This is a genomic window from Vibrio sp. 1562 (assembly GCF_033340155.1).
In the GTDB taxonomy this organism is placed as follows: domain Bacteria; phylum Pseudomonadota; class Gammaproteobacteria; order Enterobacterales; family Vibrionaceae; genus Vibrio; species Vibrio alginolyticus.
Genome location: NZ_JAWOVY010000022.1, coordinates 26,960 through 46,502, shown reverse-complemented (window position 1 = coordinate 46,502; position 19,543 = coordinate 26,960). Strand labels below are relative to the sequence as shown.

The following is a 19,543-nucleotide window of genomic DNA, read 5'->3' as shown; positions in this document are numbered from 1 at the left end:
GAATTAATATGTTTCAAATTCTAAAAGCAGAGAAGACGATCGGCTTTATGCGTTGGTCGAAAGTAGCATTCGTTTTTTCAATTATAATGATTGCTGCTTCTATCTTCACTTTGTCAACCAAGTGGCTTAATTGGGGTCTAGATTTCACTGGCGGTACTCTTATCGAGGTCGGTTTTGAACAGCCAGCAAACCTTGAAGAGATTCGTGCAGCACTAGATTCAAAAGGCTTTGGCGATGCGACAGTACAAAACTTCGGTAGTGCTCGTGAAGTCATGGTTCGTCTTCGTCCACGTGATGACGTTTCTGGTGAAACGCTAGGTAACCAAATCATTGGTGCTATCAAAGATGGTACTGGCGAAAGCGTAGAAATGCGTCGTATTGAGTTCGTAGGTCCCAACGTTGGTGATGAGCTAACAGAAGCTGGTGGTCTAGCGATCTTGGTATCGCTGATCTGTATTCTGCTTTATGTATCGATGCGATTTGAATGGCGTCTAGCGGCTGGTGCGGTAATGGCATTGGCTCACGATATAATTATCACGCTAGGTGTCTTCTCGTTTCTACAAATTGAAGTTGACCTGACCATCGTAGCTGCGCTACTGACAGTTGTGGGCTACTCACTCAACGATACCATCGTTGTATTTGACCGGATTCGTGAAAACTTCCGTAAGATGCGTAAGGGTGAACCTTCAGACATTATGGACGCCTCAATCACTCAAACGTTGAGCCGTACATTGATTACATCTGGTACGACGTTGTTCGTGGTAATTGCACTGTTCATGCAGGGTGGTGCTATGATTCACGGCTTTGCAACCGCACTTTTACTCGGTATCACTGTAGGTACTTACTCTTCTATCTACGTAGCATCAGCACTAGCGCTGAAACTGGGCATCCAGAAAGAGCACTTGATGCCACCTCAAGTAGAAAAAGAAGGTGCAGAGTTCGACGAAATGCCATAAGGCAGATTGAGAACCGAAAACAAAAACCGCTGAACAATCAGCGGTTTTTTTGTATCTGAATAGAGTAGTGAGCTTGTAGAGCCTCTCTGTATGAAGAGCCTTCAGCTACAGCTAAGTCGATACGGAGCAGTAGATACAAAAAAGCCCGGCTCAATGAGCGGGGCTTTCTAAAGTCATCAGCGTGACGGGCTATATATGACTTTCAAATCTTACTTAAGGATCGCGCTGTTACCGTTTTCGCGAATGTGCTTAAGGATAGATTTTACGCCACGAGCGCTTGAAGCAACGATGTTACCAGACTTCATGTAGTCAGTGCCGCCAGCAAAGTCAGTTAGGATTGCGCCAGCTTCACGAGCAATAAGCTCACCTGCTGCCATATCCCAAGGTTTTAGGCCTAGCTCGAAGTAACCATCAACACGGCCAGCAGCCACGTAACAAAGGTCAAGAGCAGCAGAGCCGCTACGACGGAAATCAGCACATTCAGTGAATAGCGCACCAACGATCTTGATGTAAGACTCAGCGTGTTGTTTCTGCTTGAATGGGAAGCCTGTTGCTAGAACAGTACCTTGAAGGTCTTTTAGTTGAGCAACACGAATACGTGCACTGTTTAGTTGAGCGCCGGCACCGCGTTGTGCAGTGAATAGCTCGTTTTGCATTGGATCGTAAACACAAGCAACTTCAGTTTTGCCCTTAATACGAACAGCGATAGAAACCGCGAAAGTTGGGTAACCTTTTACAAAGTTAGTGGTGCCATCCAGTGGGTCGATGATCCATTGTACGTCTTTATCTTTACCTTCGATAAGACCTTGTTCTTCAGCAACGATACAGTGCTCAGGGTAAGACTGCTTGATAGTATCGATGATGATGTATTCTGCTTCTTTGTCTACGTTAGTGACAAAGTCATTAGTGCCTTTAAGAGTAGATTCTACTTTATCAGTGTTTTCTAATGATTTAGCAATATGATTGCCTGCCTTTCGCGCAGCGCGAATAGCAATGTTTAGCATTGGATGCATACGAATTTCCCAACGGATGTTAAAGAACAAATGAAAGCGGCGGCGAGTATACCAGAGATAATCAAAAAGGGAAGTGGTTATTTTTTGCTCTAATTGCGGCCGACTGAGTGTACAGAGCATACTGCGGACGAGAACAATAACCAAGAATGAGAAGAGAGGTCTGCTTGCCTCTAGGGTGTCTTAAAAAACTATGATAACATTCTGCGGTTTTAATTTAGGTAGCAAACACAGATGTTGGATCAAGTAAAAATTGTACTCGTAGGTACCTCTCATTCAGGCAATATTGGCTCAGCAGCTCGAGCAATGAAAGTGATGGGTTTAAACCAACTAGTATTAGTCGATCCACAATGTGAAGTGGATGAACAAACTCTTGCTTTAGCTGCGGGTGCTGGTGATATTGCTCAAAATGCAAAGATTGTCGGCACATTAGAAGAAGCGGTTGAAGATTGTGGCCTTGTTGTGGGTTCTAGCGCCCGCTCTCGTACATTAGAATGGCCAATGCTCGAGCCACGTGAATGCGGTGAGAAATTTGCAGTTGAAGGCCGAAAGCATCCGGTTGCGCTCGTGTTTGGCCGAGAAAGAACTGGTTTGACAAACGAAGAGCTACAAAAGTGCCACTACCATGTTTGTATTCCCGCTAATCCTGAGTACAGCTCGCTTAACCTAGCGATGGCTGTACAAACTCTCAGTTACGAAGTGCGAGTTGCACACTTGAACTTAGAGCAAAGCCAGTTTTCCCCAAATGAATCGGAAGAATACCCGCGTCATCGAGAACTCGAAATGTTCTTCGAGCATCTTGAAAAGGTGATGGTTGAGACCCAGTTTATTAACAAAGAGCAACCTGGACAGGTGATGAATAAGTTGCGCCGTTTGTTCTCTCGTGCTCGACCAGAAACCCAAGAACTTAATATTCTACGAGGCGTTTTGACTTCGATAGAAAAGAAGTTCTGAGTAAATAATAACCACTTTAGGTGTAAGGATGAATACCTGAGTAAAATGGTCAAATAAATACTTGACCAAATTACTCAGGTATGGAAAAATCTTAACCATTACAAACCATGTGGATACGGTGTGGTATGAAACTTACATCTAAAGGAAGATATGCGGTGACAGCCATGCTGGATGTGGCACTGCATTCGCAACAAAACCCTGTACCTCTGGCTGATATTTCAGAGCGTCAAGGGATCTCGCTCTCTTACTTAGAGCAGCTATTTTCAAAATTGCGTAAAGCAGGTCTCGTTGCCAGCGTTCGTGGTCCTGGTGGTGGTTACCGACTTGGTGCCGACGCTCACAGTATCGCTATTGGTACCGTGATTGCTGCCGTTGATGAGTCAGTAGATGCAACCAAATGCCAAGGTAAAGGAGATTGCCAAGGTGGAACACGTTGCCTTACTCACACGCTGTGGCGTGACCTAAGCTCTCGCATTAGTGACTTTTTGAATAACATCACTCTTGGTGAGTTGATGACAGACAATGAAGTACTCGAAATTTCTGATCGTCAGGACATTGATCTGGCGGTAACCCATGGGCTATCAAACAAAAATACAACCGCCGCGCCCATCGGTGTAAACGTCCGCTCTTAGCGGTCAGCTTTTTACATTGGAGTAGAGAATGAAACTGCCGATTTATCTTGATTATTCCGCTACATGTCCAGTTGATCCACGTGTTGCTGAAAAAATGGTTCAGTACATGACAATGGATGGCACATTTGGCAACCCAGCGTCACGTTCGCACCGTTACGGCTGGCAGGCAGAAGAAGCGGTCGATACTGCTCGTGAGCAAATTGCTGACCTTCTAAATGCAGATCCTCGCGAAATCGTATTTACATCTGGTGCGACAGAATCAGACAACCTTGCGATTAAAGGTGCAGCGCACTTTTACTCGAAGAAAGGCAAGCACGTAATCACTTGTAAAACAGAGCACAAAGCCGTTCTTGACCCATGTCGTCAACTTGAGCGTGAAGGCTTTGAAGTGACTTACCTTGAGCCAGAATCAAATGGCTTGATCGATCTAGAGAAGCTTAGAGCAGCCATGCGTGATGACACCGTGCTTGTGTCTATTATGCATGTAAACAACGAGATTGGTGTGGTTCAAGACATTACAGCGATCGGCGAACTGTGCCGTGAGCGTAAAATTGTTTTCCACGTGGACGCTGCGCAATCTGCAGGTAAATTACCAATCGACGTTCAAGAGATGAAAGTTGATCTAATTTCACTTTCTGCTCACAAAGTTTACGGTCCTAAAGGTATCGGTGCACTTTACGTACGTCGTAAGCCTCGTATTCGTCTTGAAGCGCAAATGCACGGTGGCGGTCATGAGCGTGGTTTCCGCTCTGGTACACTACCTACTCACCAAATCGTAGGCATGGGTGAAGCATTCCGCATTGCAAAAGAAGACATGCAAAAAGATTACGATCATGCTTTAGCGCTTCGTAACCGTCTTTTTGATGGCGTGAAAGACTTAGAAGCAGTGACGGTAAACGGTGACTTTGAGCAGCGTGTACCACACAACCTAAACATCAGTTTCGCATTCGTAGAAGGTGAATCACTACTAATGTCGCTTAAAGATCTAGCGGTATCTTCTGGTAGTGCTTGTACGTCTGCAAGCCTTGAGCCTTCTTACGTTCTTCGTGCCCTAGGCATGGATGACGAATTGGCTCACAGCTCGGTTCGTTTCTCGTTTGGTCGTTTCACGACTGAAGAAGAAATTGATTACGCAATTGAACAAATCCGCGTTGCAGTGACTAAGCTACGCGACATGTCTCCTCTATGGGATATGTACAAAGAAGGGATTGATTTGAGCACTGTTGAATGGGCTCACCATTAATCTCAGGGATTGAAATAGAGGATTCGAGGTAATTTATCATGGCATACAGCGAAAAAGTAATTGATCACTACGAGAACCCACGTAACGTTGGTTCATTCGATAAAGAAGATCCATCAGTAGGTAGCGGCATGGTTGGCGCTCCTGCGTGTGGTGACGTAATGAAGCTTCAAATCAAAGTGACACCTGAAGGTATCATCGAAGATGCGAAGTTCAAAACATACGGTTGTGGTAGTGCAATCGCATCAAGCTCACTAGTAACTGAGTGGGTAAAAGGTAAGTCAGTTGATGAAGCGGCAGCAATTAAAAACTCTGAGATTGCTGAAGAGCTAGAGCTTCCACCAGTGAAAGTTCACTGTTCTATTCTTGCTGAAGATGCAATCAAAGCAGCGGTTGCTGACTACAAGAAAAAACACCAAGAATAATTATTCCGTAATATAATGGGAGCTTTGACGCTCCCATTCCAATCGAAATTTAGACAGACTAAGGTGCAGTATGGCCATCACAATGACAGAATCAGCGGCAAGTCGCGTAAGAGCATTCCTAGATAACCGAGGCAAAGGTATCGGTTTACGTCTTGGAGTGAAGACGACTGGCTGTTCCGGCATGGCATACGTACTTGAGTTTGTTGATGAGCTCAATGAAGAAGACGAAGTATTTGAACTCTCTGGAGTGAAAATTATCATCGATCAAAAGAGCTTAGTGTACCTAGATGGTACTGAATTGGATTACGTGAAAGAAGGGTTGAATGAAGGTTTTGAATTCAACAACCCTAACGCGAAAAGTGAATGTGGTTGTGGTGAAAGCTTCAACGTCTAATTGATTGTCCTTCTGGGCAAACGAGTCCGGAAGGCTTTACTAGGACCCGAACTTAATGAATCACTTTGAATTATTTGGGCTACCAAGTCAGTTTAAGCTGGATGGTAGCCTTCTTTCTTCTCAGTTCCGAGAACTACAAAAACGCTTCCACCCGGATAACTTTGCAACGGGCTCAGAACGTGACCGTTTGATGGCGGTGCAAAAGGCGGCGCAAATCAACGATGCCTATCAAGTTCTGAAAAATCCTATTTCTCGCGCCGAGTATATCCTCGCAGAGCAAGGTGTTGAGATCCGAGGTGAACAGCAAACAATGCAAGATCCGATGTTCTTAATGGAGCAAATGGAACTGCGCGAAGAACTGGAAGAGATTGCTGACAAGTCCGATCCTGAATCGGCGCTTTTTGACTTCGACTCTAAGGTCAGCAAAATGTACAAACAGCATCTGGCAAGCGTCGAGCAAGAGCTTGATGATGGTCTATGGGCTGAAGCCGCAGACCGAGTTCGTAAGCTAAAATTCATTGCCAAACTAAAGAACGAAATTGAGCTAGTCGAAGACAAACTCCTCGGCTAGTAAGCGTGACAAGGACCTATCATGGCACTACTTCAAATCGCAGAACCGGGCCAAAGCTCGGCACCTCATGAGCATAAGTTAGCAGCGGGTATCGACTTAGGTACTACCAACTCTTTGGTTGCTTCTGTACGTAGCGGCGATGCAACTCCACTTGCGGACGAGCAGGGCCGTACTATTTTACCTTCAGTCGTTAATTACGCTGAGGAAACGTTAACGGTCGGCCACGAAGCCAAAGCCAAAGCAGAGTTTGAACCAGAGAACACGATTATCTCTGTAAAACGTTTGATCGGTCGTTCATTAAAGGACATTCAGTCCCGTTACTCTTCACTTCCTTATCGTTTTAAAGAGAGCGAAAACGGCCTGCCAATTCTGCAAACACCTCAAGGTGACAAAAACCCGATTGAAGTATCTGCGGACATCCTAAAAGTATTGGGTAAGCGAGCTGAAGATACGTTAGGTGGTGAGTTAGCTGGTGTCGTTATTACCGTTCCTGCTTACTTTGATGACGCGCAACGTGCAGGTACAAAAGATGCGGCGAAATTAGCTGGTCTTCATGTTCTCCGTCTACTTAACGAACCAACCGCTGCGGCAATTGCTTATGGCCTAGACTCTGGTCAAGAAGGTGTGATTGCGGTTTACGATCTAGGTGGCGGTACTTTTGATATCTCTATCCTACGTTTATCGAAAGGCGTATTTGAAGTATTAGCAACAGGTGGCGATTCTGCATTAGGCGGTGACGACTTCGACCATCTATTTGCCGATTATTTAATGGAGCAAGCGGGTCTAGAAGCGCCGCTTTCTGCAGAAAAGAACCGTACACTTTTGAACATTGCTACTGAAGCTAAGATTGCTTTCTCTGAGCAAGACAGTGTTGACGTTGACGTTTTTGGCTGGAAAGGCACCGTGACTCGCGAGCAGTTCGAAGATCTGATTCGTCCGCTAGTGAAGAAAACACTGATGTCTTGTCGTCGCGCATTAAAAGATGCGGATGTCGACGCAGATGAAGTACTCGAGGTCGTCATGGTTGGCGGCTCAACCCGTACATTGTTGGTTCGTGAAATGGTAGGCGAGTTTTTTGGTCGCACACCTCTGACAAGCATTAACCCAGATGAAGTTGTTGCAATCGGTGCGGGTATTCAAGCTGATATCCTAGCGGGTAACAAACCTGACTCTGAAATGTTGCTTCTTGATGTGATTCCACTGTCGCTCGGTATTGAAACCATGGGTGGTTTGGTCGAGAAGATCATCCCCCGCAACACTACGATTCCCGTTGCGCGTGCGCAAGAATTTACCACATTCAAAGATGGCCAAACGGCGATGAGTGTTCATGTGGTACAAGGTGAACGTGAAATGGTTGATGACTGTCGTTCACTTGCTCGCTTCTCGTTAAAAGGTATTCCTCCGATGGCAGCGGGTGCGGCACATATTCGCGTGACTTACCAAGTTGACGCAGATGGCCTTCTTTCTGTTACGGCAATGGAGAAGAGCACTGGTGTTCAATCAGAGATTCAAGTAAAACCTTCTTACGGCTTAAGTGACAATGAAGTGGCGGATATGTTGCGTGATTCAATGACGCACGCAAAAGAAGACATGCAAGCTCGTGCCTTAGCTGAGCAGCGTGTTGAAGCCGACCGAGTGATAGAAGGTTTGATTGCAGCGATGCAAGCTGATGGTGATGACTTACTATCAGAACAAGAGAAACAAAACTTGATTAAAGCCATCGAAGCCTTGATTGAGCTGCGTAATGGTGATGATGCAGATGCGATAGAGCAAGGCATTAAAGATACCGATAAAGCGAGCCAAGATTTCGCATCACGCCGTATGGATAAATCGATTCGAGCTGCGTTGTCAGGTCAATCAGTAGACGATATATAAGAGATAAGTAGTTATGCCTAAGATTATTGTATTACCACACGACGATTTGTGCCCAGAAGGTGCAGTGTTGGAAGCAAACTCTGGTGACACCGTTCTAGACGTAGCGCTAAAAAACGGTATCGGTATTGAACATGCGTGTGAGAAGTCATGTGCGTGTACTACCTGCCACGTAATCATCCGTGAAGGTTTTGATTCACTCGAAGAAAGTGAAGAACTAGAAGACGACATGCTAGATAAAGCGTGGGGTCTAGAGCCTGAGTCACGCCTAGGGTGTCAGGCGAGAATTGCTGATGAAGACTTGGTAGTAGAAATTCCTAAATACACACTCAACCACGCTTCAGAAGATCACTAAAACTATCTCCCCAATATAGGGAAGAAGCAAAAGGAAGATGAGCAATGAAATGGACAGATTCTCGCGATATCGCGATTGAACTTTGTGACAAGTTTCCAGATGTCGATCCAAAAACAGTGCGTTTTACCGATCTTCATCAATGGATCATGGAGTTAGATGAGTTTGACGATGAGCCAAACCGTTCTAATGAAAAGATTCTAGAAGCCGTTATCATGTGCTGGATGGACGAAGCGGACTAAGTCTGTAAAACACAGCCTAGTTAACAATTCTTACTAAAAAAAGCGGACCTTTAGGTCCGTTTTTTTATCCAATTGACATTTTTGCCCTACATAATGCTAACATCCGTGAGTTATTAAAAAGAAGCAGCGTAGGCAACGCTGCTATAAGACAAGGAGAAACCATGTCTACACAGATGTCTGTATTTTTAAGTCAAGAGTCGGCAGCACCACATTGGGGTGAAAAAGCACTGCTTTCATTCGCTGAAAACGGCGCAACTATTCACTTAGGTGAAGGTCATGATCTCGGCGCAATTCAACGTGCAGCTCGTCAGCTAGATGGCCAAGGAATTCGTTCTATTTTTCTTTCTGGTGATAACTGGGATCTAGAGAGCGTATGGGCTTTCCACCAAGGGTTCCGTAACCCTAAAAAACATGGCTCAGTTGAGTGGGCAGCATTGTCTGATGAAGATCAAGCAGAGCTTCAAGCTCGTATTACTTCGACTGATTTTACCCGCGATATTATCAACAAAACGGCAGAAGAAGTTGCTCCTCGTCAGCTAGCGACAATGGCTGCTGAATTCATCAAATCTGTTGCGCCGAAAGGCACGGTGACAGCTCGTATCGTCAAAGACAAAGACTTGTTGGCAGAAGGTTGGGAAGGTATTTACGCAGTAGGCCGTGGTTCTGAGCGTACTTCTGCGATGCTTCAGTTAGACTACAACCCAACAGGTGACGAAAACGCACCTGTATTCGCATGTCTTGTGGGTAAAGGCATCACCTTTGATTCCGGTGGTTACAGCTTGAAGCCTTCTACCTTCATGAGTGCAATGAAAGCTGATATGGGTGGCTCGGGTACTATCACTGGTGGCCTAGGATTAGCTATCTTGCGCGGTTTAAACAAGCGCGTAAAACTGATCTTGTGTTGTGCTGAGAACATGGTTTCTGGCCGTGCCCTTAAGCTTGGCGACATCATCACTTACAAAAACGGCAAAACCGTTGAGATTATGAATACCGACGCGGAAGGTCGCTTGGTGCTTGCAGACGGTCTTATCTACGCCAGTGAGCAAAAGCCTGAGTTAATCATTGACTGCGCGACGCTAACAGGCGCAGCGAAGAATGCGTTAGGTAACGATTACCATGCGCTAATGAGCTTTGATGATGAGCTATCGCATCAAGCGCTTACGGCGGCAAGCCAGGAAAAAGAAGGCTTGTGGCCGCTACCACTTGCTGATTTCCATCGAGAAATGCTGCCATCTAATTTTGCCGATTTATCGAATATCAGCTCTGGTGATTATTCTCCAGGTGCAAGTACTGCAGCTGCATTCTTGTCTTACTTCGTTGAGGACTACAAAAAAGGCTGGTTACATTTCGACTGTGCGGGTACGTATCGTAAAGCCGCTTCTGATAAATGGGCTGCGGGAGCAACGGGTATGGGTGTTCGTACACTTGCTCGTTTCCTCAATGAGCAAGCTGGAAAATAAGATTGATTGCAGCACTCTCTTGTTTGAGTGCTGCTCTTACCCAGTAAGTCACTTTAAAAGCACAACTATTATTACAAGTACAGAAAGGAAATTTTATGGCTCTAGAAAGAACATTTTCAATCATTAAGCCTGATGCTGTAGAGCGAAATCTAATTGGTGAAATCTACAATCGTATTGAAAAGGCTGGCCTACGTATCATCGCTGCCAAAATGGTTCACCTGACAGAAGATCAGGCAAGTGGCTTTTATGCAGAGCATGAAGGTAAAGAGTTTTTCCCTCCTCTAAAAGAGTTCATGACATCTGGTCCTATTATGGTTCAGGTATTGGAAGGCGAAAATGCGATTGCACGTTACCGCGAGCTAATGGGTAAAACCAACCCAGAGGACGCGGCATGTGGCACTTTGCGTGCTGATTACGCACTCAGCATGCGTCACAATTCAGTTCATGGTTCAGATAGCCCTGAGTCTGCCGCTCGTGAAATTGAGTTTTTCTTCCCTGAATCAGAAGTTTTCTCTCGCTAACTCGTTCATGCATCACTTTTGCGTGATGATCTAGTTCGTAATAACCTCGGAATTGTCCGAGGTTTTTTATTCCGCATTCTCCATTTCACCGGCGAGTTCATTCGTAATTATTCGCGAAGATGTTGGCTAATCTGAGCATCTTACAGGGGTGAAAGCTTAGTTACGTGTGTTTGTTCTCACTGTTTTCTCTGTACCACTTCTACGCTTTTGTTGTCGGTTGTCTAATCATTATTCTCACCGTAAAGCCTGATTAAAATTTAATCGTTTTTATTTTAATGCCTTAGCAAACTCAGGGTCTTACACCCCTTGTTGTAGCTGCATAAAGGCTGTACAATTCGCGCCCTTATTCTTGTTTCAGTCATTGAGAGGCAACATGACCACTGAAAAAATCAATCTACTCGACTTTGATCGCAAAGGCATGCGTCAGTTTTTCGCGGAAGAACTTGGCGAGAAAGCGTTTCGTGCCGATCAGGTTATGAAGTGGATCTACCATTTCGGTGTAGATGACTTCGAAAAAATGACAAACATCAACAAGAAGCTGCGCGAAAAGCTTTTACACAAGTGTGAAATTAAAGCACCAACTGTAGCAGAAGCTCAGCATTCTTCAGACGGCACGATCAAGTGGGCAATGAAGGTTGGTGATCAGGATGTAGAAACGGTTTACATTCCAGAAGATGATCGCGCAACGCTTTGTGTATCTTCTCAAGTAGGTTGTGCATTGGAATGTAAGTTCTGCTCAACAGCACAGCAGGGCTTTAACCGTAACTTGAAAGTTTCAGAGATCATCGGTCAGGTGTGGCGTGCTGCACGTGAAATTGGTCTTGAGAAAGAAACAGGCCGTCGCCCAATTACGAACGTCGTGATGATGGGTATGGGTGAGCCGCTTCTTAATATGAAGAATTTGATTCCAGCACTGGAGTTAATGTTGGATGACCTTGGCTTTGGTTTGTCGAAGCGTCGCGTAACCGTATCAACATCAGGTGTGGTTTCTGGTCTTGATCAGATGACGGGCAAAATCGACGTTGCGTTGGCGATCTCTCTTCATGCGCCAAACGATAAGCTGCGTAGTGAAATCATGCCAATTAACGATCGTTGGGATATTCAAGATTTCCTAGCATCCGTTCGTCGTTACATTGCTTCATCGAATGCAAACCGTGGCAAGGTAACAGTCGAGTACGTGTTGCTTGATCATGTGAACGATGACATGGACCATGCACGCGAGCTGGCTGAATTGATGAAAGACACACCATGTAAGATTAACTTGATTCCGTTTAACCCGTACCCAGGTTCACCTTACAAGAAACCAAGTAACTCACGTATTGATCGCTTCCAAAAAACATTGATGCAATACGAGCACACAGTTACGGTTCGTAAAACACGTGGTGATGACATTGATGCCGCATGTGGTCAGTTGGTCGGTGATGTAATTGACCGAACTAAACGTACGGCAATGCTGAAAGCGTCACGCGGTGCCGATACCATTGAAGTGAAAGCTGTATAAACGACCGGAATTCAAAAATAGCCAGAGCCATTCGCTCTGGCTATTTTGTTTATTGTTTAGGACATTTTCGCCAAGATTTGGGACTATCACTCTTCAACCTAAGGTTATTTGGGTATAATTTCGAATTCCTTTGTCAAAGTTTGGACAAAAGCTTGAGCTATCTGTTAGTTTGAGTGTAAAGAGTTTTTGTCTTCGTTGCGCATTCGCTTATCATGATATGTAACACTAACGATGACACCGATAATTCTCAGCACTTTCTCACATACGTTTTGCTGATTTTTGCAAAACGGGTATTCGCACTCAGATCGCTGAGAGTTTCTTAAAATTATTATTTTTGGTTAACGCGTTTAGGCTAGCTATCTTTAAAGAGGCTTAAGAACAATAACGAAAATACATGACCACGTTAGCCACTAAAACAGATTAAATACCGCCATTATGACAGAACACGAAAATACGAATGAAGTGCCACTCTCTATTGAAGCTGGCACATTACTGAAAAACAAACGTGAATCCTTGGGAATGAGCCAAAAGCAAGTTGCCGATCGCCTGAGGCTTCGCATTTCTGTGATTGAAGATATTGAAAATAACCGATTTGAATCTCAACAAGTCGCGACATTTACGCGTGGTTACTTACGCTCTTACGCTAAATTCGTAGGTCTTGATGAGAAGGTGGTTTTGACGGCGTTAGAGCAGACTGCCGATGCTCAGCCTCAAGAGCAAGAAATTGAAATGCAAAGCTTCTCTCGTAAAACAAAAGACGAGAAGCACAATAGCCGTATTATGCTCCTTACTTGGGTTATCGGGCTGGTCATTATTGGCATTTCAGCGGCATGGTGGTGGCAAAACCAACAAGAGAATAGCCTAACTAAGGAAGTAACGGATTCAAGTGTTGAAGCGCCGCAGCCCACTGCTCAAGAATTAGCTGATATCGATTTGATGACGGCTGAAGAGTTAATCGCAAGCACTCCTGAAGAAGTTGCTTCAACTAATGAAGGCGTTGCTGAATCGACTGAAGCATCCGTTGAGCAAGGGGCGGATCCTTTGCTGACTGAAACTGAAAATACAACAAGCGTAGATTCTGAAGAACCTGTTGCCGTGATTGAAGCGGCGGAAGAGGAACAGCCTGCGCCAGTAGTACCTGAAGGCATGACACTTCTTACTATGAAGTTTAAAGCGGACTGTTGGATTCAAGTAAAAGACACCAATGGTAAAACGCTGGTAAGTGGTACTCATAAGCCAGGACAAGATGTAGAACTTACCGGAAAAGCGCCATTTAAAGTGATATTAGGCGCACCGGAAGGGGTTACAATGACATTTGCAAGTGAACCTGTCGACCTTTCTGGGTATACTTCAGGCAAAGTAGCTAGATTCACTCTACCGTTATAAAAAATTATGCAACACGAATCTCCAATTATTCGTCGTAAATCGACGCGTATTTATGTGGGTGATGTGCCAATTGGTGATGGTGCGCCAATTGCAGTACAGTCAATGACTAACACTCGCACGACTGACGTAGAAGCGACAGTCGCTCAAATCCGAGCACTAGAAAAAGTCGGCGCAGATATCGTTCGAGTTTCTGTGCCTACGATGGACGCAGCAGAAGCTTTCAAACTGATTAAACAGCAAGTTTCTGTCCCCTTAGTGGCTGATATTCATTTCGACTATCGTATCGCGCTGAAAGTTGCGGAGTACGGAGTTGACTGTTTACGTATCAACCCAGGTAACATCGGCAATGAAGAGCGCATTCGCGCTGTTGTTGATTGCGCTCGCGATAAAAACATCCCGATCCGTATTGGTGTCAATGGTGGATCTTTGGAAAAAGACCTACAGATGAAATACGGTGAGCCAACGCCAGAAGCCTTGGTTGAATCGGCGATGCGTCACGTAGACCATCTCGATCGTCTTAACTTTGACCAATTTAAAGTTAGCGTGAAAGCTTCAGACGTTTTTCTTGCGGTGGATTCATATCGTCTGCTGGCGAAGAAAATCGATCAGCCTCTTCATTTAGGTATCACAGAGGCGGGTGGTGCTCGAGCTGGCGCTGTTAAGTCATCTGTTGGCTTAGGTATGCTGTTATCTGAAGGGATAGGCGATACGCTGCGTATCTCTTTGGCTGCCGATCCAGTTGAAGAAATCAAAGTCGGTTTCGACATCCTTAAATCTCTGCGCATTCGCTCTCGAGGCATCAACTTTATTGCGTGCCCAAGCTGCTCACGCCAAGAATTCGATGTGATTGGTACGGTGAATGCACTGGAGCAACGTTTAGAAGACATCATCACGCCAATGGATGTGTCTATCATCGGTTGTGTGGTAAACGGCCCTGGTGAAGCAGAAGTTTCTCACTTAGGTCTAGCAGGTAGTAACAAGAAGAGCGCATTCTACGAAGATGGTAAACGCCAGAAAGAGCGCTTTGATAACGATGACCTTGTGAATAAGCTAGAAGCTAAGATCCGTGCGAAAGCAGCTATGATGAATGGCGAAAACCGCATCGAAGTTAAAGTACAAGATTAATCTCAACGAGAATTACGGTAAGTATTGTGGCAAAAACAATTCAAGCAATTCGAGGCATGAACGATTGCCTCCCAACTCAGTCGCCACTGTGGCAAAAATTAGAAAACACAGTGAAAAATGTAATTAGCGCATACGGTTATAACGAAGTGCGCATGCCAATCGTTGAAGAAACAAACCTATTCAGCCGCGCTGTTGGTGAAGAAACAGACGTCGTTTCAAAAGAAATGTACACCTTTGATGACCGTAACGGCGACAGCCTAACACTTCGCCCTGAAGGTACGGCGGGTTGTGTACGTTCATGTATCCAAAACAGCCTGATCAACCGTGATGAACAGCGTCTGTGGTACATGGGACCTATGTTCCGCCATGAACGTCCGCAGAAAGGTCGTTACCGTCAATTCCACCAGTGTGGTGTTGAGGTGTTTGGTCTAAATGGTCCAGATGTTGATGCAGAGCTTATCATGATGACGGCGCGTTTATGGCGTGAGCTAGGTATCAATGAACATGTCCATCTTGAGCTGAACTCTATCGGTTCTCAAGAAGACCGCGCAGACTACCGTACTGCACTGGTTGCATTCCTTGAGCAACATATTGATGTGCTAGATGAAGATTGTAAGCGTCGCATGCACACGAACCCACTGCGTGTTCTGGATACGAAGAACCCAGACGTTCAAGCTATTTTAGGTGATGCGCCTCGCCTTTCAGATTACTTGGGTGAAGAATCTAAAGCACACTTCGCAGGTCTATGTGAACTTTTAGACGCTGCAGGTATCAAATACACAGTTAACGAACGTCTAGTTCGTGGTCTGGATTACTACAATCGCACGGTATTTGAGTGGATCACTGAGAGCCTAGGTGCTCAAGGCACTGTATGTGGCGGTGGTCGTTACGATGGCCTTGTAGAGCAATTAGGTGGTAAACCAACACCAGCGGTTGGCTTTGCAATGGGCCTAGAGCGTCTAGTACTGATGCTAGAAACGTTGGAACTGACAGACGTTCGTCGCAGTGTTGACGTGTACGTAGTCACTGCGGGTGAAGGCACCATGATGGCAGGAATGAAGCTAGCAGAACAGCTTCGCGAGTCTGTTCCAGGCGTTCGTGTGATGAATCACTTCGGTGGCGGTAACTTCAAGAAACAGTTTAAACGCGCAGACAAAGTTGGTGCTGTTGTAGCATTGGTTCTGGGCGAAAACGAAGTTGCGGATAACACGGTAGTACTGAAAGACTTAGCTGGTGGTGAGCAAGAGACTTACAACCAAGCAGAAGTTGCAGAAAAGATCGCAGCACTGATTTAAGTCTTTTAGTAATCTAACAAAATTACATCCTAGTTCGTAAGCTAAGGCTCCCAAATGTGGAGCCTTTAAACGAAATAGGAATAATGGCAGCTAAGCTGCCATTTACATGTTTTAAGAGGACAGGAAGTGGAACTTTACGATACTGAAGAACAACAAGTTGAAGCCATTAAAGACTGGTGGAAGGAAAACGGCAAAGCCGTCATCATCGGTGCGGTTGTTGGTTTAGGTGGTCTATTTGGCTGGCGTTACTACCAGGATTCTGTGATTCAGGCGAGTGAAGCAGCTTCTCAAAGCTACACGACAGCAATGAATGCTTTGCAAGACAAAGGCACTGATGCTCAAGCTGACGTGAAAGCTTTCATTGAGTCAAATGAAGTAAAAGAATATTCAGTATTGGCTGCACTACAACTTGCTAAAGCACAAGTTGAAGCTCAAGACCTTTCTGCTGCATTGGAGCAACTGAAGTGGGCGCAAAGCAACACTCAAGATGCTGCGTTGTTACCATTGATTAGTTACCGCATTGCGCGTATTGAGACGGAAATGGGTAACTTCGACGCTGCAACGGCAGAGCTAAGTAACGTCACTGATACAGCATGGACAGGTCGTATTGCTGAACTTCGTGGCGATATTGCGATTCGCCAAGGTGACAAAGATGCTGCGTACGCTGCGTATACTGAAGCTCAGCAAGCGGCAGATGCAAGCCCGACACTACAAATGAAATTGGACGATCTGGCGAAATAAGGACCGCATTGGATGAAAAGAGTCTTTAAGAAAGCCTTGCTAGGGGCGTTAACAATGGGAGTACTTGCCGGTTGTGCAGGTGAGAAAGACACCATTGTAATGGCGCCACTACCTCAGGTAGACAGTCAGTTTACAACCAGTAGTGAGTGGAGCACATCGGTTGGCGATGGTGTTGGTCATTACTTTTCAAAACTATCCCCTGTATTTGCGAATGATACATTGTTCGTGGCAAGTCGTGATGGCTTAGTAAAAGCGCTGGATCCTGAGAATGGTAAACAACGTTGGCAAACGGACCTAGAAGAAGATGTCATTGCTCGTCTCTCTGGTGGTATCACAGCGGCATACGGAAACCTTTACATTGGCTCTGAGAATGGTGAAGTCATCTCTCTTGACCAAGAAACAGGTGAAATTGTTTGGCGTGTAAAAGTTGGTGGTGAGGTACTGGCGAAGCCAGTTGCAGATTCAGGCCTTATTATCATCAATACTAGCCGAGGCATGCTGATTGCCCTTAATGAGAGTACAGGTGAGCAACGCTGGGCATTGAGCACAGAAGTGCCGAACTTAACTTTACGTGGCGACAGTACTCCGACTGCAATTGGCGGCGGTGTATTTTGGGGAACGGCAAATGGCCGACTCGCAGCTGCTATCGTTGAGCGTGGTCAGTTGATTTGGCAACAGCCTGTTGGTACGCCAAAAGGCGCGACAGAAATTGATCGTTTGGTTGACGTTGATTCATCGCCAATTGTGCTAGGCGGTACTCTTTTCACCATTGGATACAATGGTCAACTTATCGCCATTGATTTGCGTTCAGCGAACCCGATTTGGAAGCGTAATTACTCATCTGCAACAGACATTTCTACAGATGGTAGCCGCATCTTTGTGATAACGGAAAAAGATCATGTTGTTGCCGTTGATTCACGAAGCGGAACTGAGTTGTGGGAAAACAGCTTGCTTGAGCACCGACAACTTACAGCGCCAGTTATTGTTGGCAATTATCTCGTTGTCGGTGACACGCTTGGTTACCTTCACTGGATGGATCGTTCAACGGGCGAATTTGTTGCGCAGCAGTTTGTCGATGATAGTGGCTTGGCAGTTGGCCCGACGTTATTGTCGGATGGTTATGTGATTACAACTCGCAACGGCGATGTAAAGAAACTAACCATTAACGAATAATATCGTGATATAATTCACATTCGGCTCCTGGCTGGTGACAGCTAGGAGCCGTTTTGTTGTTTGAATTTATTAACCCTGACGTGGTTATAGGTAAAAAGCTGGTTTGATTTGGCATCGAGCAAGTCGTTACCTATAACTACAGAAGAAAGATTATTGTAGAGGTTGTTATGGTACCTGTTGTAGCTCTAGTAGGGCGTCCGAACGTAGGTAAATCTACACTATTTAACCGATTGACTCGCACTCGTGACGCGTTGGTTGCGGACTTTCCAGGCCTAACGCGAGACCGTAAATATGGCCAGGCGAGACTTGGTGAAGAGCACGAATTCATTGTGATTGATACTGGTGGTATCGATGGCACAGAAGAAGGCGTGGAAACAAAGATGGCAGAACAGTCATTAGCCGCGATTGATGAGGCTGATGTTGTATTGTTCCTTGTTGACGGTCGTGCTGGTCTGACACCTTCAGATGAAGCAATTGCTGCGCATCTGCGTAAAATTGAAAAGCCAGCGATGCTGGTAGTAAACAAAATCGATGGTATTGATGCCGATGCGGCGTGTGCTGACTTTTGGCAGCTCGGCGTGGATGATATGTACCAGATTGCGGCCGCTCATGGCCGTGGTGTGACCGCTTTGCTTGAGCGTGCTTTATCTCCATTCTTTGATGATCTACTAACAAGTGAGTCTGAAGACGGTGAGATTGAAGACCTGACTGGATTCGAAGACGAAGAGCCTCTTGTTGAAGATTACACTGAAGAAGACGCAGAAGCAGAGTTCAAACGCCTTCAAGAGCAGCCGATTAAGTTGGCGATCATCGGTCGTCCTAACGTAGGTAAATCGACACTGACTAACCGTATTCTGGGTGAAGAACGTGTGGTTGTATACGATATGCCTGGTACAACGCGCGATTCTATCTACATCCCGATGGAGCGTGATGGACGCGAGTACGTACTAATTGATACCGCAGGTGTTCGTCGTCGTGGTCGTATCAATGAAACGGTTGAAAAGTTCTCTGTTGTTAAGACGCTGAAAGCGGTAGAAGATGCAAACGTCGTTCTACTGGTGATTGATGCTCGTGAAAATATTTCAGACCAAGACCTAAGCTTGCTTGGTTTTGCACTGAATGCTGGCCGCTCAATTGTCATCGCCGTTAACAAGTGGGATGGTCTAGACAGTGACGTGAAAGAAAGCGTGAAGAAAGAACTGGACCGCCGTCTAGGATTCGTCGACTTCGCGCGTATCCACTTTATCTCTGCGCTGCACGGTACTGGCGTTGGTCACTTGTTTGAATCTATCCAAGAAGCATATAACTCGGCGACAACGCGTGTGGGTACGTCAGTACTGACGCGTATCATGAAGATGGCTGTGGATGATCACCAACCGCCAATGGTTCGTGGTCGTCGTATCAAACTCAAATACGCACACGCAGGTGGTTACAACCCACCGATCGTTGTTATCCACGGTAACATGGTTCGTGAATTGCCAGATTCGTATAAACGTTATCTGATGAACTACTTCCGTAAGTCTCTGGAAATTATGGGAACACCGATTCGCATTAACTTCCACAACAGTGATAACCCATACGAGAACCGTACGAATAAGCTTACGCTATCACAAGAGCGTAAACGTAAGCGTATGATGTCGATGGTGAAAAACCGCAATAAATAATGAAATTCGAATACCCAAGTTTCTACTTG

20 protein-coding genes are annotated in these 19,543 nt (G+C 45.5%); 19 read left to right on the top strand and 1 reads right to left on the bottom strand.

Going from position 1 to position 19,543, the window contains the following annotated elements:
* Nucleotides 1-8 precede the first annotated feature (8 nt).
* Nucleotides 9-956, top strand: a complete 948-nt coding sequence (secF, locus tag R7Z49_RS19070) for a protein translocase subunit SecF (RefSeq protein WP_005383689.1) — start codon at nt 9-11, stop codon at nt 954-956.
* A gap of 209 nt (nt 957-1,165) precedes the next feature.
* Here the strand turns inward: secF and suhB are convergent, their stop codons facing one another.
* Nucleotides 1,166-1,969 (bottom strand): inositol-1-monophosphatase, encoded by an 804-nt coding sequence (suhB, locus tag R7Z49_RS19065; protein WP_005381722.1) that lies wholly within the window; start codon nt 1,967-1,969, stop codon nt 1,166-1,168.
* A gap of 231 nt (nt 1,970-2,200) precedes the next feature.
* On the opposite strand from suhB, the gene trmJ reads away from it, so the two are divergent.
* The 18 genes from trmJ to der all read left to right on the top strand — a co-directional run bounded on the left by trmJ (nt 2,201) and on the right by der (nt 19,514).
* Nucleotides 2,201-2,920: a tRNA (cytosine(32)/uridine(32)-2'-O)-methyltransferase TrmJ gene (gene trmJ, locus R7Z49_RS19060; RefSeq protein WP_005383693.1), complete on the top strand. Its 720-nt coding sequence runs from the start codon at nt 2,201-2,203 to the stop codon at nt 2,918-2,920.
* Between the two features lie 125 nt (nt 2,921-3,045).
* Nucleotides 3,046-3,552 carry a Fe-S cluster assembly transcriptional regulator IscR gene (gene iscR / locus R7Z49_RS19055; RefSeq protein ID WP_005381720.1) on the top strand — a complete coding sequence of 169 codons (507 nt, stop codon included), beginning with the start codon at nt 3,046-3,048 and terminating at the stop codon, nt 3,550-3,552.
* A 28-nt stretch (nt 3,553-3,580) separates the two neighbouring features.
* Nucleotides 3,581-4,795, top strand: a complete 1,215-nt coding sequence (locus tag R7Z49_RS19050; RefSeq protein ID WP_005381719.1) for an IscS subfamily cysteine desulfurase — start codon at nt 3,581-3,583, stop codon at nt 4,793-4,795.
* Between the two features lie 38 nt (nt 4,796-4,833).
* Nucleotides 4,834-5,217: a Fe-S cluster assembly scaffold IscU gene (gene iscU / locus R7Z49_RS19045; protein WP_005381718.1), complete on the top strand. Its 384-nt coding sequence runs from the start codon at nt 4,834-4,836 to the stop codon at nt 5,215-5,217.
* Nucleotides 5,218-5,287: 70 nt separating this feature from the next.
* Nucleotides 5,288-5,611 carry an iron-sulfur cluster assembly protein IscA gene (iscA, locus tag R7Z49_RS19040; protein WP_005381717.1) on the top strand — a complete coding sequence of 108 codons (324 nt, stop codon included), beginning with the start codon at nt 5,288-5,290 and terminating at the stop codon, nt 5,609-5,611.
* Between the two features lie 55 nt (nt 5,612-5,666).
* The gene (gene hscB, locus R7Z49_RS19035) at nt 5,667-6,182 is read left to right on the top strand and encodes a co-chaperone HscB (protein ID WP_033905803.1); all 516 of its coding nucleotides are present in this window, start codon (nt 5,667-5,669) and stop codon (nt 6,180-6,182) included.
* A gap of 21 nt (nt 6,183-6,203) precedes the next feature.
* Nucleotides 6,204-8,057 carry a Fe-S protein assembly chaperone HscA gene (gene hscA / locus R7Z49_RS19030; protein WP_017820567.1) on the top strand — a complete coding sequence of 618 codons (1,854 nt, stop codon included), beginning with the start codon at nt 6,204-6,206 and terminating at the stop codon, nt 8,055-8,057.
* A gap of 13 nt (nt 8,058-8,070) precedes the next feature.
* The gene (gene fdx / locus R7Z49_RS19025) at nt 8,071-8,409 is read left to right on the top strand and encodes an ISC system 2Fe-2S type ferredoxin (protein ID WP_005381713.1); all 339 of its coding nucleotides are present in this window, start codon (nt 8,071-8,073) and stop codon (nt 8,407-8,409) included.
* A gap of 44 nt (nt 8,410-8,453) precedes the next feature.
* On the top strand, nt 8,454-8,648 hold the full coding sequence (gene iscX / locus R7Z49_RS19020) for a Fe-S cluster assembly protein IscX (RefSeq protein ID WP_005381711.1): 195 nt from the start codon (nt 8,454-8,456) through the stop codon (nt 8,646-8,648).
* Between the two features lie 161 nt (nt 8,649-8,809).
* A complete protein-coding gene (gene pepB, locus R7Z49_RS19015) occupies nt 8,810-10,108 on the top strand; it encodes an aminopeptidase PepB (RefSeq protein WP_151514537.1) in 1,299 nt (432 codons plus the stop codon).
* Nucleotides 10,109-10,203: 95 nt separating this feature from the next.
* Nucleotides 10,204-10,629, top strand: coding sequence for a nucleoside-diphosphate kinase (gene ndk, locus R7Z49_RS19010; RefSeq protein WP_005381702.1), 426 nt, complete (start codon nt 10,204-10,206; stop codon nt 10,627-10,629).
* Between the two features lie 373 nt (nt 10,630-11,002).
* Nucleotides 11,003-12,130 (top strand): bifunctional tRNA (adenosine(37)-C2)-methyltransferase TrmG/ribosomal RNA large subunit methyltransferase RlmN, encoded by a 1,128-nt coding sequence (locus R7Z49_RS19005; protein WP_017633913.1) that lies wholly within the window; start codon nt 11,003-11,005, stop codon nt 12,128-12,130.
* A gap of 435 nt (nt 12,131-12,565) precedes the next feature.
* A complete protein-coding gene (rodZ, locus tag R7Z49_RS19000) occupies nt 12,566-13,516 on the top strand; it encodes a cytoskeleton protein RodZ (protein ID WP_005381700.1) in 951 nt (316 codons plus the stop codon).
* Nucleotides 13,517-13,522: 6 nt separating this feature from the next.
* On the top strand, nt 13,523-14,641 hold the full coding sequence (gene ispG, locus R7Z49_RS18995) for a flavodoxin-dependent (E)-4-hydroxy-3-methylbut-2-enyl-diphosphate synthase (protein ID WP_005381699.1): 1,119 nt from the start codon (nt 13,523-13,525) through the stop codon (nt 14,639-14,641).
* Between the two features lie 26 nt (nt 14,642-14,667).
* Nucleotides 14,668-15,936, top strand: coding sequence for a histidine--tRNA ligase (hisS, locus tag R7Z49_RS18990; RefSeq protein ID WP_318111928.1), 1,269 nt, complete (start codon nt 14,668-14,670; stop codon nt 15,934-15,936).
* Nucleotides 15,937-16,062: 126 nt separating this feature from the next.
* On the top strand, nt 16,063-16,677 hold the full coding sequence (locus R7Z49_RS18985) for a YfgM family protein (protein ID WP_005381697.1): 615 nt from the start codon (nt 16,063-16,065) through the stop codon (nt 16,675-16,677).
* Between the two features lie 12 nt (nt 16,678-16,689).
* Nucleotides 16,690-17,850: an outer membrane protein assembly factor BamB gene (gene bamB / locus R7Z49_RS18980; RefSeq protein ID WP_005381696.1), complete on the top strand. Its 1,161-nt coding sequence runs from the start codon at nt 16,690-16,692 to the stop codon at nt 17,848-17,850.
* 167 nt (nt 17,851-18,017) lie between these two features.
* A complete protein-coding gene (der, locus tag R7Z49_RS18975) occupies nt 18,018-19,514 on the top strand; it encodes a ribosome biogenesis GTPase Der (RefSeq protein ID WP_005381694.1) in 1,497 nt (498 codons plus the stop codon).
* Nucleotides 19,515-19,543: the final 29 nt, after the last annotated feature.

Excerpts from the sequence above, each read along its gene's own strand:
- iscR (WP_005381720.1), top strand. The coding sequence starts at position 3,046 with ATGAAACTTACATCTAAAGGAAGATATGCGGTGACAGCCATGCTGGAT.
- fdx (WP_005381713.1), top strand. The coding sequence starts at position 8,071 with ATGCCTAAGATTATTGTATTACCACACGACGATTTGTGCCCAGAAGGT.
- pepB (WP_151514537.1), top strand. The coding sequence starts at position 8,810 with ATGTCTACACAGATGTCTGTATTTTTAAGTCAAGAGTCGGCAGCACCA.
- bamB (WP_005381696.1), top strand. The coding sequence starts at position 16,690 with ATGAAAAGAGTCTTTAAGAAAGCCTTGCTAGGGGCGTTAACAATGGGA.
- R7Z49_RS19050 (WP_005381719.1), top strand. The coding sequence starts at position 3,581 with ATGAAACTGCCGATTTATCTTGATTATTCCGCTACATGTCCAGTTGAT.
- ndk (WP_005381702.1), top strand. The coding sequence starts at position 10,204 with ATGGCTCTAGAAAGAACATTTTCAATCATTAAGCCTGATGCTGTAGAG.
- R7Z49_RS19005 (WP_017633913.1), top strand. The coding sequence starts at position 11,003 with ATGACCACTGAAAAAATCAATCTACTCGACTTTGATCGCAAAGGCATG.
- iscA (WP_005381717.1), top strand. The coding sequence starts at position 5,288 with ATGGCCATCACAATGACAGAATCAGCGGCAAGTCGCGTAAGAGCATTC.
- hscA (WP_017820567.1), top strand. The coding sequence starts at position 6,204 with ATGGCACTACTTCAAATCGCAGAACCGGGCCAAAGCTCGGCACCTCAT.
- ispG (WP_005381699.1), top strand. The coding sequence starts at position 13,523 with ATGCAACACGAATCTCCAATTATTCGTCGTAAATCGACGCGTATTTAT.
- der (WP_005381694.1), top strand. The coding sequence starts at position 18,018 with ATGGTACCTGTTGTAGCTCTAGTAGGGCGTCCGAACGTAGGTAAATCT.
- secF (WP_005383689.1), top strand. The coding sequence starts at position 9 with ATGTTTCAAATTCTAAAAGCAGAGAAGACGATCGGCTTTATGCGTTGG.
- iscU (WP_005381718.1), top strand. The coding sequence starts at position 4,834 with ATGGCATACAGCGAAAAAGTAATTGATCACTACGAGAACCCACGTAAC.
- hscB (WP_033905803.1), top strand. The coding sequence starts at position 5,667 with ATGAATCACTTTGAATTATTTGGGCTACCAAGTCAGTTTAAGCTGGAT.
- iscX (WP_005381711.1), top strand. The coding sequence starts at position 8,454 with ATGAAATGGACAGATTCTCGCGATATCGCGATTGAACTTTGTGACAAG.
- suhB (WP_005381722.1), bottom strand. The coding sequence starts at position 1,969 with ATGCATCCAATGCTAAACATTGCTATTCGCGCTGCGCGAAAGGCAGGC.
- trmJ (WP_005383693.1), top strand. The coding sequence starts at position 2,201 with ATGTTGGATCAAGTAAAAATTGTACTCGTAGGTACCTCTCATTCAGGC.
- rodZ (WP_005381700.1), top strand. The coding sequence starts at position 12,566 with ATGACAGAACACGAAAATACGAATGAAGTGCCACTCTCTATTGAAGCT.